Genomic DNA, 17,559 nt, shown 5'->3' with positions numbered 1-17,559 from the left:
TCCACAATATAATTCTCAAATGAATAAGCCCACACCTAAAATCTATCGTACAACCAATTGGTCTTCTTATAACAGTGCATTAATAAATCGAGGAAATCTCTCAATTTGGTTTGATCCCAAGACTCAATGGTACGCTCAACCCAAAGGTAAACATGGTCGAAATCAAACTTATTCAGATACAGCCATCCAATGCTGTTTAATGATCAAATCCTTATTTCATCTTTCTTTACGCATGGTCACTGGCTTTGTGCAAAGTCTCATTCATCTTTGTAGATTAGATTGGACAGCACCAGACTATTCCACCATCTGCAGAAGACAAAAGCATATTGATATTGCAATTAACTATCAAAAAAGCAGTAATGGCCTCCAGCTACTCGTCGATTCTACTGGCTTAAAGTTTCTAGGCGAAGGTGAATGGAAGCGTAAGAAACACCAACCTGAATATCGTCGCCAATGGCGTAAACTTCATATTGGTATAGATGCTGAAACCCTTCAAATACGCGCTATTCAACTCACTACAAATAATGTGAGTGATTCACAAGTGCTTGGTGATTTACTCGATCAGATTCCACAAGATGAGCAGATTGACTCTGTCTATACTGATGGGGCTTATGACACCAAGCAATGCCGTCAAGTAATTGCAGACCGACAAGCACATGCGGTGATTCCGCCAAGAAAAAATGCGAAACCTTGGAAAGATACAAAGACCAGCTCGCTAGAGCGAAATGAATTACTTCGAACAGTTAAACGTTTAGGAAGAACAATATGGAAAAATTGGTCAGGCTATCATCGCAGAAGTCTGATAGAAACCAAGATGCATTGCATCAAATTATTAGGCGATAAACTCCGTGCGAGAAACTTTCAAAGCCAAGTCAATGAGATTCATGCACGTGTGGCCGTATTAAATAAATTTACAGATTTAGGTCGACCTCACACCCAAGTTGCCACTTAAATTTAGATAACTTGGAAGAAGTTTAGCTTTTGAATGTTTGTGCAACAAAGCCTTTTATAGTTAAAAAATTCTTGGGATTTTTCATCACTCGCAATTTCTTTCAGTAAATTATTAAATTTACCAGAATAGATACAATTACGTATTTCTTGATTATTTAGTTTATTACCCCCTGAATTTAATCTATGAAAAATAGTAAATAAATATTGCATATGTGATTTTTTCGTATAGTTACAACGTAATACCGTAATAGGAATACTTATGTTTTCAATTTTAGAAAATATCTCGGGATATTCATTTTTTATTTGATTTGGTGTTTTACCTCTTAATCGTACATCAATATCTTTAATATTAGACAAAACCCACGTTTCTTCATTTAAAAAACTGACAATTGTTGAAATACGCTGCAATCCATCAATTACTAAACGTTTATCACTTTTATAATCTAAACTAATACACATGCTAGGTATTGGTAATTGTTTTGCTAAAGAGTCTATAAATTTTGATTTTGAAGCAGCAGACCAAACTAGATTTCGCTGAAAGTCTGGATCTATTGTCAACTGATTTGACTTATACATACGATGTAAATCAGCACATGAGCGTAATTCATTAAATGCAATGATATCTATAGGAGGAGTTTCATCATCATCATCTTGATCAAATAATTCCTCTTCACTTTTAAGTAAAGTATTATCTTCATCTATATATTTATCAAAATCTAATTGCATTGTACTGTTCCGAAAGTCCATCCAAATCATAATAATATTTTTATTTTAATTCTCAAAGATTTAAATAATATTTTCAAAAAATAAGGGCTGATAAATCAGCCCTTATTTTATACCACTTATTGCTTAATTAACAAAGAATTAAGTCAATTGAGCAGCAGCAATTTTCTTTGTATCAACATCTTTAGCAGCGTCAGTATAGTCGCCCATTTTGTCGAAGCTTAAGTATTGGTAGATGTCAGCAGACATGCTATCAATTTGAGCTGCATACTGTTGGTATTCTTCTGGAGTTGGTAGTTTACCAAGTACAGCAGCAACAGAAGCAAGTTCAGCAGAAGCTAAGTAAACGTTAGCGCCTTGACCTAAACGGTTCGGGAAGTTACGAGTAGAAGTCGATACACAAGTAGTGTTCGGAGCTACACGTGCTTGGTTACCCATACATAATGAACAACCTGGCATTTCAGTACGTGCGCCAGCTTTACCATAAGTATTGTAGAAACCTTCTTCCATCAATTGACGTTCGTCCATACGCGTAGGCGGAGCAATCCACAAACGAGTTGAAAGTACACCACCAGGAACTTTCTCAAGCAACTTACCAGTTGCACGGAAGTGACCGATGTTTGTCATACATGAACCAACGAATACTTCGTCAATTTTCACGCCTTGAACATCAGAAAGCAATTTCGCATCATCTGGGTCATTCGGGCAGCAAAGAACTGGTTCAGTAATTGTCGCAAGGTCAATTTCATACACTTTCGTGTATTCAGCATCAGCATCAGCTTTAAGAAGTGATGGGTTCGCTAACCATTTTTCCATGTTCTCAACACGACGAGCCATAGTACGCGCATCGCCATAACCTTCAGAAATCATCCACTTCAACATTGTGATGTTTGATTTGAGGTATTCAGCAACTTTCTCTTCAGAAAGCGTAATAGAACAACCAGCAGCAGAACGTTCAGCAGATGCATCAGAAAGTTCGAATGCTTGCTCAACAGTAAGGTCAGTTTCCATTTCTGTTAAGTCGATCTCAAGGATACGACCAGAGAAGATGTTTTTCTTACCTTTCTTCTCTACAGTTAAGTCACCTTGCTGAATCGCAACGTAAGGAATTGCATGTACAAGGTCACGTAGTGTGATACCAGGTTGCATTTTACCTTTGAACTTAACAAGTACAGATTCAGGCATGTCTAATGGCATAACACCAGTCGCAGCAGCAAATGCTACAAGACCAGAACCCGCAGGGAATGAAATACCAATTGGGAAACGTGTATGTGAGTCACCACCAGTACCAACTGTATCTGGAAGAAGCATACGGTTTAACCAAGAGTGAATAATACCGTCACCTGGACGTAAAGACACACCGCCACGGTTCATGATGAAATCAGGAAGCGAGTGTTGCATTTGAACGTCAACTGGTTTTGGATACGCAGCTGTGTGACAGAAAGATTGCATAACAAGGTCAGCAGAGAAACCTAAGCAAGCCAAGTCTTTCAATTCATCACGTGTCATTGGACCAGTGGTATCTTGCGAACCAACAGTCGTCATCTTAGGTTCACAGTAAGTACCTGGAAGTACGCCTTGACCTTCAGGAAGACCACATGCGCGACCAACCATTTTCTGTGCTTGAGTAAAACCTTTGCCAGTAGCAGCAGGTTGAACTGGAGCACGGAATAAAGTCGATGGAGCAAGACCAAGAGCTTCACGCGCTTTAGTCGTCAAACCACGACCAACGATTAAGTTGATACGACCACCCGCACGTACTTCGTCTAGAAGCACTGGAGTTTTAAGTTCAGCTTCAGCAATGACTGCGCCGTCTTTAGTTGCAGTAACTTTTGCAGCAGCATGATCAATGTTAAGAACGATTTCATCGCCCATGTTCATGTTTGCAACATCAATCTCGATTGGCAACGCGCCAGCATCTTCCATTGTGTTGAAGAAAATCGGAGCGATTTTAGAACCTAAGCAGTAACCACCGTCTTTTTTGTTCGGGATGTGAGCAATTTCGTCACCGAAGAACCAAAGTACAGAGTTAGTTGCTGATTTACGGCTTGAACCAGTACCAACAACGTCACCTACGTAAGCAACTTGGTTGCCTTTCGCGATTAAGTCTTTAATTTGGTTAAGTGGGCCAACTTCACCAGGAACTTCTGGGTTGATACCGTCACGTACGTTTTTCAACATTGCATTTGCGTGCAATGGAATGTCTGGGCGGCTCCATGCGTCTTGTGCAGGTGACAAGTCGTCAGTGTTAGTTTCGCCAGTTACTTTGAAAACAGTCAGTTTGATTTCAGTCGGAACGTCTTTACGAGTCGTGAACCATTCAGCATCAGCCCAAGACTGCATAACCGCTTGTGCATTCGCGTTACCCGCTTTTGCTTTGTCTGCAACGTCATGGAACGCATCAAATACTAGAAGTGTTTTCTTAAGCGCTTCAGCCGCTAATTCAGCAAGTGCAGCATCGTCAAGAAGAGCAACTAAAGGAGCAACGTTATAACCACCAAGCATAGTGCCTAGTAAGTAAACCGCACGTTCTTTAGAAACTAATGGAGAAGTCGCCTCGCCTTTAGCCAAAGCAGCTAAGAAAGCAGCTTTAACATATGCAGCTTGGTCAACACCCGCTGGAACACGGTTTTCTAGTAAATCAACTAAAAAGGCTTCTTCGCCAGCTGGTGGGTTTTTTAATAATTCAACTAATGCAGCTGTTTGAGCATCGTCAAGTGGCTTCGGTGGGACTCCGAGTGCGGCACGTTCTTCAACGTGTTGGCGGTAAGCTTCTAGCACGGTGTTATTCCTCTTTTTTAAAAAATTATTTACGTATTCCTGCTTTAAATAAAGCTACGTAAATAATATGGACTGCTTAATTTTACTAAAATTCCAGTTAAAAGTTAATGCGCTACAAGTGTTTCTTCGTGATGCCCATTATTTTCTAACTAAATGATGTTCATATTGATTGCACATAAAAACGGCAATATAGTCAGATCGTTTGGAATTGTTTCACATTAACTTTGAACTGCCATTTAAAAACAAAAAAGGCAACCTATGTTGCCTCTTTTTACGCAATATAAATATTCAACCTTAGTGTACTGTTGTGGCTTGAATATATTGTTTGAAACTTTCACGGCAACCTTCAAATTTCATCTGAATTTCATCATCATGCAAATTTTGATGTGCAGAGCTTGCAAAAGAAATTTGTACTGAAATTCGTGTAGGTTCATGGTCAAGTGCGTGTTTGAAGTATACATGGTCACCCAAGCTAAGGACATAATGACCACCGCCAATTACGGCCACACCATTTTCATCTTCCAAGAGTAAATCAGCGTGATTTAAATAGCCAACAACTTCCATTTTCTGCTCCTCTCGTTTTTTATTCTATGTTCATTATTCTTTATTTTTATATGCTTTGCTATATATATGATTTAGAGTTTTGTCACAAAAAGTTCCATGCAAAAAATAAAAAAACCGTTCCTTAGAACGGTTTGTAATCTGGCATTTCAGTATGCGGTGTTGCAATACATTTTTCAGTATATTTCACACGAACTTTTTCACGTGCACCTTCAATATCGGATTTAATTTCAGCCTCAGGTAAAGCATAAACATCTTCAATAATTTCTAACGCAAATGTTTTGGTCATTTCGTCTTCAACTTTATTGGCATGCTCAATTGCTTTATCTTTTTCAATGGCATTTTGACGGTCTAACATAATTGAACGTGCTGCATTACCAATACTTTTACAATAGCCATGCCATTGCTCTTCTGGTGTTAACGGTTTTTTTTCAGCACAACCCACCAGTGCAATCACAGCAGCCAAAGCGAATAACTTTTTCATTACAACTCTCCTATTCGCCCTATCATAATCAAACTTTTTCAAATGAAGAACCATTACTCATTTTAAATAGAATAAATGCCCAAATTTGGGCTTTTATTCTTAGAACAATTAACCGCAGCTTGCTTGAACCACTTTATTGGTTTTCGGATCGACTGTTACTGTCACACGGTCTTCGCGATAATCCATAGTCACAGGCTGCCCTGGTTGTACTAAGCGTACCATCTTCGCACTGGTTTTTTGCTTAATCTGTGCTTCAGTTAAATTTGACTGACCAATCAAAGCTGTCGCTTGCTCAGCAACACATTTGCTTTGACTAGCACGGAAAAGCGCCCATTCTTCAATGACTTGACCATTCGGCAAATGGCAATAGCCTACTTCACCATTGGCCTCTTTTCGAATCTCTAATTTACCACCCTGTTCAACACAGTATGTACTGGCAGGATTAGCCATACCTAAAGTTGGCTTTTCAGTTTCATTCTTTTGCGCAGTACTACAACCCGAAATAGCAGCAACCATTAATCCAAGCATTAAGATTTTTTTCATAAAAAATATTTCTTTAAATAAAAGATCAACATAGCAAATATATTTTTAACAAACTGTGCGAGTTTTGCAAAATTTAAGATTGCATAAAAAAGCCCATCACTTGACAGGCTTTTTTATATTGAAAAGCTGTATTTTTACGTCATTTTTAATTGACTGAGTGAATATCAAGCTCTTCGTTTTTCGCTAAAACTACAGATGCTAGAATTGGAGTACCTAAAATGAACGGCATGGCAAAAATCCAAAAGACCACGGTATAGTGCGGATCAAAGAAAAACTGAATAGCAAGCGCCACTAAAATTAAAACTAAAAATAAAATCGCTGCAAAACGTATTACAAAATTGATCGGCATAGGGATCATCACTCTAAATTTAGCAAGTCCATTTACTATACACCTACTTTCATTATGGTTTAATTGATTTTAAGTATCTAGTGTCTGTTATTCATAGGTTTTCTTCATCTATCAAATAAAGAGTTTTATCAAATGGCAGATTAAGCTTTTTTTAACCCCTAAAAATAAAGCCTACATGATGGAGGCTTTATTTAGCAGGAGGCTGGCTTTAGAACTTCCAGTTATAAAAGACGTCGATGGCACGCTCTAATGACTGACTCGCCTCTAAGTACATACGTTTGTTCATTTGATAACGCAGAGTCAGTTTATTGACTGGTGTAAAGACACCCACACCATAACGAATATATAAGTCAGGTGTAATATACCCCGTCAGACTGACTTGTGTGTCATCCCCTGTACCTTGCGCATCCAACGCCAAACCACTTAAGCCAAAAGTACGTCCAATTTGGTTCGTAAAAGCGCGTGTACCGCCTAAACCTAAACTGATCCCTGCGGCAGCAATGGTGTTGTTGACATCTGACTTAAAGCCTTCCGTTTGACTTAAACCAGTTGTACCTTCGTTAATACGACCTGTAATTAATGCATTCAAAGCCTCTTGCTCAGAAAGCCCTGCATCGTTATAGACTTGAATATTGGGTGATGTTGCTGTACCCGTTACACGGAAACCCACCGTACTACCTTGTACATTTTTATTTGCATCGACATCCAGTGTTGGGTTGGTCAACACACCGTTAAAACGTGCAATGGCACGGTTTAAATCCAAACTCTGTCCATAAGCTTCAATTTTAACTTTCTGACTTACCCCAATTGCACCATTGGCACGCATTGCGGTTTCAGCACCACGCTGCGATAGATATAAACGCCCTAACAATGGAATACGGCTATTAAACCCTTGGAAGAAAACTTGATTACCTAATCCGACCATCACATCGGCACGAATATCCCAAGGTTTTGCGCTATTTAAAATCGCTAATTGGTTTTGACCTTCTCTGACCACGCGTACATCAGATGATACATTCACCACAGGTACAGATGCTTCAGGCATCGAAATCAACGCACGAGGAACTTGAATTTCACCGTTTAAGGTCAACTTCTTACTCAATGGTAAAACATCCAGTGTGATTTTTGGTGTCACTAGCGCGGTAATTAATGGTGCTTGGCGAATCAGTAAATTTTCTCCATTCAACTGAAGCTGAATGCGTGGATCATTTTTCCAATCTACTACCCCTGTAAGTGTGCCTACACCACGACCACTGTTAAAAGCACCATTAATGGTGGCTTGGTCTTGGCGTATAGCGGAATACAACTGAATATTGGTCAAATTGACTGGCAGTGAGATCATACTAATTGAACCGTCTTTCAGACGGACATCGCCTGTAAGTAGTGGTGCTTTTAGCGTTCCATTAATTTTACCTGCATATGAAAGTGTTCCGCCCATCGAACGTACATCAGCAATGAAAGGTTTAAAGACTTTGAGTTGCACCTGATCAAATGCAATTTCACCACGCATAGGCAAATTGTCCCGATATGGATCAATAACCACATTGGCATAGCCCACACCAATTTCAGGTGTTTTGACATCCAAACGGATTTGTAATCCTTCTGCGATGCTTTTGGCAACCAAAGCCACTTGTTCATATTTTAAGGTTGAGCCCATATCTTGTGGGTCATCCGCCGCCAAGCCAATCACACCATTACGGGTGACTAAGCGCGCATCAATTTTTGGTTTAGACCCTTGTGCCCAAACCGCTTTAGCATGACCATTTAACTTACCTGTAATTGCTAACCCTTCAGGCATAAAGGCAGCAAAGTCGTTTAGGTCGAGGTTTTGAGTCAAGAATGAAATATTGCCACGTGTTTTACTGATACGAATCGGCTGGTCAAAACACAACTGACTTTGTTGACTCATCCAACAATGCGCACCAATCAACAAATCTGCTTTGGCACTGTTATAGACCACGGCTGCACTTTGTCGCTGTACCAACCGTGCACGCAAAGAGTCAAAATCACCTTTTTGGATCTGGCCTAACCAATCATTTTGCGCATTAAAACCACCTGCCAATTGCACATAAAATTTCGACTTTTCGTTTTGTGCAGAAACTTTTAATAAATGGGCTTTACGAATACCTGCCAGTGAAATTTCACCTTGTTGAATTTCACGATTACCACTTCTTAAGCTTTCCATTTTTGCAGTCAATAATGACGGCGTTGTTTCCGATGTCGGCAATTGCCCGACAATGCGTAATTTACGCATATCAATCAGATCTTTAAAGCCAAAATTATCCACTGCTAAGTTTGCGGTAGCCCTTAAACGCGGTTGAGATTGGATATTTAAATAGCCGTAAGCACGGCCACGTAAGCCCGCATAAATTTCATACAGTGCAGGCGCATTAATATTCAGTCTTAGGTTTTGTGCATTACCCGTTGCTTGCACTTGGTTTTTGGCATAAGCCAACAGTAGGTTATTCGCTTCAAACTGTTGCGGTAAAAAGCCCTTTTCGCTGGAGTTGAGCACCAAAGCTAAATTACCTGTGCCACGGACTGGCTTATTGTTCAGTGTACCTGCGAGGTTTAAGCTCTCAATGTTAATGCGTTTTAAAGCATCTGACCATGTGCCTTTGGTTTTCACTACACCAGACAATTCGCCTTTAACACTAGATGCAAAATATTGTGGTTTAAAACGAATGAATGCTGCATTCACATCCCAAGTGATGCCGTGAATAAAATGCACTAAACCACTGGCATTAATTTGGCCTGCCACACCATTATGTTTCAGCTCAGCCACTTTAATAAATTCAGGCGTTCCTGAAAGTTTTAGGTTCAACGTACCTTGACTGGCTTCAAACTGGCTAGCTTTTAAAGCGCCATCGTAGTTCACCGCATAACCTTTGAAAGCACCGCCAGCTTTTTCATCATTGAATAGGAGTGCCGCAGTTGACTGACCTGTTAAGTGAACCGTTTCATTATTGCCCACCAGTTTTCCGGTCAGATCAATGCCATGTAGCTGAATGATCTGCTGATTCGGTTTGGCATAGCCACTTGCTTGGAGCTTTCCATTCAATAGATTAACTGGTGAAGCTTCGGCAACCATTTGCGGGTTAAAATCTTTCGCATTTAAAGCGGCTTTCCACTTCAGTTGACGTTTCTCATCTGGCAGCTCAACCACAGCATTGCCACTTAAGCTTCCCTTGCCTGCCACATAACTAAAACTTGGCACATTTAAATTATTATTTTTAAAATTTAACTGTGCGAGGTAATTACCCGCAGGTAAAGTTGCGTTTTCGTGTTGACTCACAACAGTAGCAACATGAATATCTTGCTGACCTTCAACCAACGCCAGTTTTACATCCCCTGAAGCACTACTTAACCAACCGATATAAGGCATGGCACGGTCAATATTTTTCCAAGAGACATCCATCAACATTGGCTGGACTTTGTTATTTTTCTCTGGGTTTTGGTCTAGTGTGAGATGCCATGCTTCATAACGATCAAAGTCTAGATCTGCGGTTAAGTGTAAACCCTTTTCAAGCGTACCTTTGGATGCAATTTTTGCATCCAAACTTGGTGGTAGAAAGTCAGAAACCACTTGTGGCAGTACATCATCTTTAGGATTGATTTTATCTAAACGACCTTGTATATCCCAAGTGACATGATCCTTCCAACTTACCACACCACCCAGATTGACCGAACCTTTCATCAACTGAGCATTTAGGTTATCAATATCAAGTTGATGAACCAAATCGGTATGCATCAAAGCAGTATATTGACCTTTTGGAATATCTTTACCACTTAAATCTGTATTTAAATCGATATCTAAACGTTCGATATCACCTGAAAATTTAGCAACGCCTTTTTCAGCATAGAGTTTGTAATCGGTCAGCAGTGGTAAGTTGTAATGATTAAATTTAAGCTGACCTTGCATCGGTACATGCTTACGTACAGGGTGCAAAATGGCCCAACCTGTCAACAGGTCAGGCGTCCGCGTTGCAAAACCCGCTTGAATGGTGTCCAGCGTGCCTGTTGCATGTACAGCAATATCATGCACATTTAAACTATCACGCAGTGCCGGTAAGTTGGCAATGGCCGTCGCTTCAAGTGGATATTTCCCTGAGAATTTCATTTTCCCAGTTGCTTTACGAACTGCTAAATAGCCCATGTCCATACGAGAGTCTTCAAACTCAAGTTCCGTCCCTGACCAAAGGGCATTATTTAAATGCACATCATAAAAATCTACTTGGGCATCGGATGCAGTACGGATATTTAAATGATCAACATCTGCTGTATCTAACCGTAAAACAAAGGGTAATTTAATTTCGCTGAACTTAAAGGGTTCATCACTCGGCTCACCTTTGGTAATGATGCGCAAATTGCGCACATCGGCTTCACGTAGATGAATCTCTTTATTCAAAATGGCACGCCAGCCTAAAACCACATCGGCACGGTCAATTTTGACATCAACAGGTTTTAAGGTGACCACCACATTTTTAAGGATAATGCCTTTCCACAGATTACCACCTTCATATTCATATTGGATAATCTGCTGACGTTGTAAAACTTGGTCAAGCAGAAACTTACTGCCTTTATCAGTAGAAAACATGACCGCAAGCGATATCACCAACAAGATGAGTGTCAACAACAGCGTCAAAATGACACTTCTAAAAATCCGTCGCTGTTTGATGTGCGGCGCAGGTGGTGTTGGTTCTTGCTGCTGTTCTACTTCAGCCATAGTCTTCCCAAAAAAGTGTTAAATTTTATAATAATGAGCCAATAAAGAAATGCACACGTATCGGATGACTATCATCAGAAATTCCTGAAGCTACATCTATACGAATAGAGCCAATTGGTGAGGCCCAGCGTACGCCAAGACCGACACTATATTCGGTGTCATTGCTAAAATCTGTATCATAAGCATTACCAAAATCGCTGAATACTGCTGCACGCCAGCCTTCTTTAAACTGGTAATTGTACTCCATCGAGCCAACAGCTAAGGCCTGACCGCCCACTTTAAAGCCATCAACCACTGGAGACAGACTCTTATAGTCAAAACCGCGAATACCTTGGTCCCCACCTGTGAAATAACGTAAGTTATAAGGGACTTTATTAAAGTCTTCAGTGAAGATATAACCGAGATCACCACGCCCAACAAACTGATGGTTGTCATTTTCACCCAATGAATAGATAAAGCGCCAACCCGCATTTACGATAGCCATATCGGCATCTGAAAGTAGGCTTTCGCTACCCAATTCAATTTTATAAGTTTGTTTAATACCTTTACTTGGGTTTACACGTTTATCGCTGTCAATTCTAGAAATTTCATAGCCCAATAAAAGCGACTCTTGCTCAGGATCATTATTTGCAATAAATGCATCCGGCAAATCATCTACATTCGCTGAACCCTTTTGCGTCAGTCGGTCTAAACGGTAACGTACACCATAGGTATGTTGCCAATTGCCCATTGGGTTTTTAATAACACGGTCTGCCCCTGCAACAGCAGACTCGGTGAGTAAGTTTACACCTTGTCCGACATCATCACGTTCTTCACGCTCATAGCCGCCCACGAGACTGATATAATCATTTAGTGGATGTTTATAGGGAATATTATAGCGACCATCAATAGCCTGTCGGATTTCTGAAAGCTCTAAGTTGGCATCAAATGAGTGGCCACGTTGGTTTACAATCGCACGGCGATATTGTGTACGCAAACGCGCCCCAGAATCACTACCATAACCCGCACCAACCTCGACACTATTTAACTGGTCCGCGTTTAAAGTGACTTTGACAGGGATCACTTTTGTTTCTCGAGCTTCAAGTTTTAAACGTTCTTCTTCACTTTGTTTGGTTTCTTGTGCGCTGCGAAGCTCTAATTGTGCTTGATTTTGCTCGGCATCATTGACACCGGCAAACTGTGCTTCACTGACCACAGACTGTGTCACTTCATGATTCGAAGCAACCTCCTTTTTCTCTTGAACCAAAACATCCTGACGAGAAAGTTGTTGCTCATCGACCAACTGCTGTAAATCAGGCGGTAACTCACGGATTCTTTCAACCGGATCAGGACGAACTGCATCTACCAAGCTGTAGTTAAAATAACGTGAGTTGGTCAAATTATTGGCCAAACTATTAACACGCCAAAAAGTATAATCTGCCCCAGGCTCCCAAGTCACTAAACTTTGTAAAACATCTAAATCAATAGGGAGTGGTTTGCTTGGGTCGCTCATCACAAACTCAACACCGCCGAGTTTATAACGTTCACCTGTTTCATAACGTAAGTTAATGTCTGCCGTATTTTGTGGCTGTTCAACTTTCACATCGTGTAAACGCCAGTAACTATCAAAGAAACCGTTATTACTAGCAGCTTCATTAATTCGTGCCTTAGTCGACTCATATAAGCCATGGTGTAATACATCGCCGACATCTTGCTCTGGTAAGACTTTAATCACTTGGAACTGCGGTAAGTACTGACCTGCACCACTGAACTCGATGTTTTGTTCTTCAATCCGCACAGGGTTATTCGGTACAACTTGAATGCGCACACGATTACTGCTGGTTTTTTCAAACTTAAACTCAGCATTATAAAACCCGACGGCTTGAGCAGCTTGGTTGGAAAGTGTCCGCAACTGTGGCAGTGCTGAAGGAAAGTCTTCAAAAGATTCTTCAGTAAAGCTCGAAACCTTGCCTTCAATATTTTCTTTTAAATTGACCAAAGCAGCCTGATACGCTTTATTGGATATCTCGCCTTCATATTTCGCATTGATGATTTCAACATCTGCATTGATTCGCGGCACTTTTGCAGTATCTAATGCTCTTGGTGGTCGAATTTTATAAAGCATGCGCTTAAAGAAATTGGGTTCTTTGGCAATTTGCTCTTCAGTACTCATGCCAAAGTCTAAGGTATTGCCTTCCGTGTTGGCTTCTACTGAAATTTTACTGTCTGCTTGAATGCTTTGCATCAGTTGATCAACATTGACCGGAGCTTGATTAATTTCCGCCATTTCCTGTTGAGTTGCATCGCTTAGCACCAACTCGGTCTTTTGGCCACTACGGTAAGCTTGGGCTTCTGCTTTCGCTTGCTCAGCTACCTGATAAATATCATTGGCCATACCTTGGTCAACTTGGACAGTTGGCAAGTCCTCAAGGTTATCAAACTCAATCGGTGCAAATTCAGGTAAATTTTTTAAAGCCGTCTGCTGCTGTTGCAACATTTGCATACTGTCTGGAACGCTAGGCTGAACCACAGAATTTTCAACTTTTTTTAATTCGTCCGCGCTGCCCATACCTTGGCGAATTGCTTCTTTTTTAATGTCTTCAGTGAATTGTGTAGAAATTTGTGGATTGACTTCCGCGTTACTTGGTTCAATCGCAACGGGCGTTTCAGCCAAAGCAGCTTGTGACAAAAGCGTTAAAAAGATACTCAGACACAAATATTTATTGTTATGATGCCACGGTATGAAAGAATTCATACTCAATGAAAGAGTCGACTTTTTAAATTGTGTTTTGGCAAGCATATAAAACTCTAAATTTATTTAATCGTTATGGATTTGCTCTAATGAATTGTCACAAAAGAACTGAAATCTATTGATTATTTTAACCAGTTTCAGGTTTTAAATATCTTACATGATTTTATTGAACGTTTGAGCAATTAGTCACATTTCTTAATAAAACTTAATGCAGTGCAAAAAGCATGAAAAACAATGAACATCTATTAAGTACCCGTCGTTTTCTTCCCATGTTTATTACCCAATTTTTTGGTGCTTTAAACGACAATGTCTATAAACAAGCTTTGCTTTTAGTCATTACTTATGGATGGATTAATCAACAAGCCGCGGATGTCAGTACCTTAAATAATTTAGCCGCGCTGTTATTTATTTTGCCTTACTTCATTTTTTCTGCAACTGCAGGACAAATTGCCGATAAGTTTGAGCGCTCACAACTTATTCGTGGCATCAAAGTTCTAGAAATTGTGATTATGCTCATCGGTTCCGCGGGTTTCTTATTGGGCAATTTATGGCTGCTGCTCTTGGCTCTATTTATGATGGGCACACACTCCACCTTCTTTGGCCCCATTAAATACGCCATTTTGCCTGAGATTCTAAAACCGAATGAACTCATGTCGGGCAATGCGCTATTTCAGTCGGGCACCTCCATTGCTATTTTAATCGGGATGATTTTGGGTGGCGCAGTCATTTCGGTTTCTCAAGGCAATCTTATTTGGATCAGCCTGACTGTCGTCATCATTGCCATTTTGGGTTATCTCTCCAGTCGATTTATTTTAAAACAGCAAGTCAGCTCACCCGAGTTAAAAATTGACTGGAATTTCTTTAGAACCAGTTTTCAAACACTCAAATATGCCAAAAGCCTCCCCCTCATCTTTATGATTTTACTGGGAAATTCGTGGTATTGGTTTTACGGCGCGACCTATCTCACCCAAATTCCACAGTTGACTCAACAAAACCTACATGCATCAGAAAATGTCGTCAGTCTTTTACTCACGTTCTTTTCTGTCGGGATTGGAGTTGGCTCCCTGCTGTGTCGTAGAATTGGCGGCTCTGAAGTGAATATTAAAATGGTGCCTATCGGTGCGATTGGACTCACCCTATTTGCCTTTTACTTGGCTTTGAGTCTGGCTTATGTCCCAGAGCGTACAGGGGCAATGATGAATGTCGCGGATATGTTTAACCACGGTGCAATTTACTACCATGTCATGCTTGCGGTGACCTTGCTCGGCATCAGTGGCGGTTTTTATATTGTGCCGCTATACGCCATGATGCAAGCCTATTCACCGCGTTCACATCGTGCACGTGTTGTTGCCGCAAACAACATTTTAAATGCGGTGTTTATGGTGTCATCTGCTGTATTTTCGATTATCATTTTAAGTGTTTTGAAGATTGATATTAAAATACTTTTCAGCATTACTGCTGTACTGAGTGCGGGATTTACGCTGTGGTTGTTATATCGACTCAAACCCATGCTAAAAACCGTACAACCTGAGTTAGAGGACTAAAGTTATGCGTCATTACACTGGCATCGATAAATTTATCAATTCTTTTGATCAAGCCCTGCGTAGCTTAGTTCCAGGCACGACGTCTGCTCAACGTGAAAACCCAGGCAAGGCGGTCGAAACCCAACTCGCCGTGAGTGAAGCGCGTCATGTTGCAGGTTTAATGCGGGTCAACCATAGTGGTGAAGTCTGTGCGCAAGCGCTTTATCATGGGCAAGCTTTAACGGCAAAACTGCCAAATGTACGCCGCGAAATGGAACAAGCCGCGATTGAAGAACAAGACCATCTTGCATGGTGTGAAGACCGATTAAAAGAGCTGGATAGCCATACCAGTCTGCTCAATCCTATTTGGTACGGCTTATCCTTTGGTATGGGCGCAATCGCAGGCATTGCAGGCGATAAATATAGCTTAGGTTTTGTTGCAGAAACTGAACGCCAAGTGAGCCTGCACTTACAGCATCACATCAGCCAACTCCCTGCTCAAGATGACCGTTCTCGTAATATCCTTGTGCAAATGAATGAAGATGAATTACACCATCGTGATACAGCACTGAATGCTGGCGGTGTCGATTTGCCAATTCCTGTCAAAATTACCATGACGGCTATTTCAAAACTCATGACCAAGACCAGTTATTTTATTTAAGCAAATATGCCTTACTCTTATAAAAAAGCAGTGGTTATGCCACTGCTTTTTTATTGACTCTAATTTGCTTATTCCGCTGATATCGGCAGTAATAAAGTATTACCCGCTTGCTTTAAATTCGCCGTATATTTTGACGCTAGTGATGGATTGGATGGATAGCTTTTCCCATTGTACTTCAGTATGACCTGTCCTAAACCTCGGGTATAGACCGATAAATCACGCCAACCTTGGGTTTGAGTACTTAAAGCATAAATCGGTGTAGATGAAACAGTCATTTTGCTATGCGGTTGGAAACTCCCATCTGCAAGACCTTTAAAGACCAGCAACGTACAGCCACCTGAACCACACCACTCCATCCCACTTAATAGCACCACGGCATCATCGATTCCGTCTTGGTTTAAATCATATAGGCTAGTTTGATAATCCGATTGATCTTGGGTATAGGTCTGAACAGCTAGTTTTAACCCTTGTTTTTCAGTCGTTTGAGATACACTCGTTTTATCCATAGCAGTTGTCGCTGTCATTTTGGACGGAGTTGAATGACAGCCCGCTAGAAACACTGCTAAAGAAAGAGCACTCAAAATTTGTATTTTCATGAAAATAGCTCGCTGTGAATTGTGTTTTATGAGCATGTTAAGCCAGTTCAACTGCCAATCACACTTCGATATGTTATTTGGTTTCCAAGCAGCTTACCGTTGGAAATGTATGCGTTTGATGTTGAAATGCTTTATCCTTCCACACATCGAACATTGGAATTTTAACATCTAAAGCCAAAGGCAATTTTTTGGGATTGAACTGCATATGTTCTAAGTTTTCACCCCATGCAATCAAATCGACATCCAGTGAAATCTGATGTGATGGACGGACACGCCCAGATGTGGCTTCCATATTTTTCAGCAATACTAAAATCTCGGTAACAGACAAAGACGATTTCAACAAACAGGCTGCATTCCAATAATCTGCCCCAACCCCATCACGGCATGGAATTAAATAAATATTCGAAAATTGCAGTTGCCCAATTTTAGCAAGTTGCTCAGAGGCATATAAAAAATGTTGCTTTGGATTATTATTACTCGCCAGAGCTAGGGCGAAAATCGTTTCGGTGGCGTTCAAGACGAATTCCTACAGAATTTGCTTGCGCGATAATGGCAGGCTTACGGATGGTAATATTAATCGATTCAATCGCATGAAAGGTAGAAAAAAGTGCATTGATGACCAATTTTGCCGCATGTTCAATCAGTTCAGGCTTAGCATCTTGAATGACCTTTGCTGCAATTTCACAAATTTCAGCATAATTTAAGGTATGGTCTAAGTCATCTGAGTTTGAAGCTTGTTCCAAATCTGTTTGAATAATCATATCCAACATTAAAGGCTGAATAATCTGACGTTCCCAGTTAAAGCAGCCAACCACTGTTTCAACTTTTAAGCCTTCAATGATAATTGCGTCCACATTATTACCTTTAACAGATTTTGACATTTTAATCCCTGTCTTAGGAAAATATGTTTTTCATCCCCTAAACAGGAAA

The 17,559-nt window shown here is 40.5% G+C and carries 14 protein-coding genes; 3 read left to right on the top strand and 11 right to left on the bottom strand.

What is annotated here, in order from left to right; translation table 11 throughout:
• Window positions 1–19: 19 nt before the first annotated feature.
• A complete protein-coding gene (locus tag PTT44_RS13525) occupies window positions 20–952 on the top strand; it encodes an IS5-like element ISAha1 family transposase (protein ID WP_195728735.1) in 933 nt (310 codons plus the stop codon).
• Between the two features lie 2 nt (window positions 953–954).
• On the opposite strand, the gene PTT44_RS13520 is transcribed toward PTT44_RS13525, so the two are convergent.
• From PTT44_RS13520 to PTT44_RS13485, 8 genes are all read right to left on the bottom strand, one after another.
• A complete protein-coding gene (locus tag PTT44_RS13520; RefSeq protein ID WP_252726129.1) occupies window positions 955–1,677 on the bottom strand; it encodes a DUF262 domain-containing protein in 723 nt (240 codons plus the stop codon).
• Between the two features lie 138 nt (window positions 1,678–1,815).
• A complete protein-coding gene (locus PTT44_RS13515) occupies window positions 1,816–4,455 on the bottom strand; it encodes a bifunctional aconitate hydratase 2/2-methylisocitrate dehydratase (RefSeq protein ID WP_168158844.1) in 2,640 nt (879 codons plus the stop codon).
• A 294-nt stretch (window positions 4,456–4,749) separates the two neighbouring features.
• Entirely contained in the window at window positions 4,750–5,019 is a 270-nt protein-coding gene (locus tag PTT44_RS13510) for a hypothetical protein (protein WP_010327006.1), read from the bottom strand.
• A gap of 121 nt (window positions 5,020–5,140) precedes the next feature.
• Window positions 5,141–5,500, bottom strand: a complete 360-nt coding sequence (locus PTT44_RS13505) for a hypothetical protein (RefSeq protein ID WP_010327007.1) — start codon at window positions 5,498–5,500, stop codon at window positions 5,141–5,143.
• A 108-nt stretch (window positions 5,501–5,608) separates the two neighbouring features.
• Window positions 5,609–6,043, bottom strand: coding sequence for an I78 family peptidase inhibitor (locus PTT44_RS13500; protein ID WP_010327008.1), 435 nt, complete (start codon window positions 6,041–6,043; stop codon window positions 5,609–5,611).
• A 145-nt stretch (window positions 6,044–6,188) separates the two neighbouring features.
• The gene (locus PTT44_RS13495) at window positions 6,189–6,392 is read right to left on the bottom strand and encodes a hypothetical protein (RefSeq protein ID WP_168158845.1); all 204 of its coding nucleotides are present in this window, start codon (window positions 6,390–6,392) and stop codon (window positions 6,189–6,191) included.
• Window positions 6,393–6,600: 208 nt separating this feature from the next.
• On the bottom strand, window positions 6,601–11,118 hold the full coding sequence (locus tag PTT44_RS13490; RefSeq protein ID WP_168158846.1) for a translocation/assembly module TamB domain-containing protein: 4,518 nt from the start codon (window positions 11,116–11,118) through the stop codon (window positions 6,601–6,603).
• A 25-nt stretch (window positions 11,119–11,143) separates the two neighbouring features.
• Window positions 11,144–13,897, bottom strand: coding sequence for an autotransporter assembly complex protein TamA (locus tag PTT44_RS13485; protein WP_168158847.1), 2,754 nt, complete (start codon window positions 13,895–13,897; stop codon window positions 11,144–11,146).
• 176 nt (window positions 13,898–14,073) lie between these two features.
• Here PTT44_RS13485 and PTT44_RS13480 point away from each other — a divergent pair, with 176 nt between their 5' ends.
• A complete protein-coding gene (locus tag PTT44_RS13480) occupies window positions 14,074–15,393 on the top strand; it encodes an MFS transporter (RefSeq protein WP_168158848.1) in 1,320 nt (439 codons plus the stop codon).
• A 4-nt stretch (window positions 15,394–15,397) separates the two neighbouring features.
• Window positions 15,398–16,033: a 2-polyprenyl-3-methyl-6-methoxy-1,4-benzoquinone monooxygenase gene (gene coq7 / locus PTT44_RS13475; protein ID WP_004696505.1), complete on the top strand. Its 636-nt coding sequence runs from the start codon at window positions 15,398–15,400 to the stop codon at window positions 16,031–16,033.
• 68 nt (window positions 16,034–16,101) lie between these two features.
• On the opposite strand, the gene PTT44_RS13470 is transcribed toward coq7, so the two are convergent.
• From PTT44_RS13470 to folB, 3 genes are all read right to left on the bottom strand, one after another.
• Window positions 16,102–16,539 carry a hypothetical protein gene (locus PTT44_RS13470; RefSeq protein ID WP_168158978.1) on the bottom strand — a complete coding sequence of 146 codons (438 nt, stop codon included), beginning with the start codon at window positions 16,537–16,539 and terminating at the stop codon, window positions 16,102–16,104.
• A 163-nt stretch (window positions 16,540–16,702) separates the two neighbouring features.
• Window positions 16,703–17,146, bottom strand: coding sequence for a 2-amino-4-hydroxy-6-hydroxymethyldihydropteridine diphosphokinase (locus tag PTT44_RS13465; protein WP_168158849.1), 444 nt, complete (start codon window positions 17,144–17,146; stop codon window positions 16,703–16,705).
• Window positions 17,103–17,483 carry a dihydroneopterin aldolase gene (folB, locus tag PTT44_RS13460; protein WP_010327015.1) on the bottom strand — a complete coding sequence of 127 codons (381 nt, stop codon included), beginning with the start codon at window positions 17,481–17,483 and terminating at the stop codon, window positions 17,103–17,105. The genes PTT44_RS13465 and folB overlap by 44 nt, the downstream gene beginning before the upstream one ends.
• Between the last annotated feature and the right edge of the window lie 76 nt (window positions 17,484–17,559).

Origin of the sequence: Acinetobacter sp. Gutcm_16, from assembly GCF_028649355.1 — a bacterium.
Taxonomy (GTDB): Bacteria; Pseudomonadota; Gammaproteobacteria; order Pseudomonadales; family Moraxellaceae; genus Acinetobacter; species Acinetobacter johnsonii.
Note: the sequence above shows the minus strand (reverse complement) of the source record. Positions and strands in the feature narration are given on the sequence as shown.

Excerpts from the sequence above, each read along its gene's own strand:
- coq7 (WP_004696505.1), top strand. The coding sequence starts at position 15,398 with ATGCGTCATTACACTGGCATCGATAAATTTATCAATTCTTTTGATCAA.
- PTT44_RS13520 (WP_252726129.1), bottom strand. The coding sequence starts at position 1,677 with ATGCAATTAGATTTTGATAAATATATAGATGAAGATAATACTTTACTT.
- PTT44_RS13470 (WP_168158978.1), bottom strand. The coding sequence starts at position 16,539 with ATGGATAAAACGAGTGTATCTCAAACGACTGAAAAACAAGGGTTAAAA.
- PTT44_RS13490 (WP_168158846.1), bottom strand. The coding sequence starts at position 11,118 with ATGGCTGAAGTAGAACAGCAGCAAGAACCAACACCACCTGCGCCGCAC.
- PTT44_RS13525 (WP_195728735.1), top strand. The coding sequence starts at position 20 with ATGAATAAGCCCACACCTAAAATCTATCGTACAACCAATTGGTCTTCT.
- PTT44_RS13480 (WP_168158848.1), top strand. The coding sequence starts at position 14,074 with ATGAAAAACAATGAACATCTATTAAGTACCCGTCGTTTTCTTCCCATG.
- PTT44_RS13505 (WP_010327007.1), bottom strand. The coding sequence starts at position 5,500 with ATGAAAAAGTTATTCGCTTTGGCTGCTGTGATTGCACTGGTGGGTTGT.
- PTT44_RS13495 (WP_168158845.1), bottom strand. The coding sequence starts at position 6,392 with ATGCCGATCAATTTTGTAATACGTTTTGCAGCGATTTTATTTTTAGTT.
- PTT44_RS13510 (WP_010327006.1), bottom strand. The coding sequence starts at position 5,019 with ATGGAAGTTGTTGGCTATTTAAATCACGCTGATTTACTCTTGGAAGAT.
- PTT44_RS13500 (WP_010327008.1), bottom strand. The coding sequence starts at position 6,043 with ATGAAAAAAATCTTAATGCTTGGATTAATGGTTGCTGCTATTTCGGGT.
- PTT44_RS13485 (WP_168158847.1), bottom strand. The coding sequence starts at position 13,897 with ATGCTTGCCAAAACACAATTTAAAAAGTCGACTCTTTCATTGAGTATG.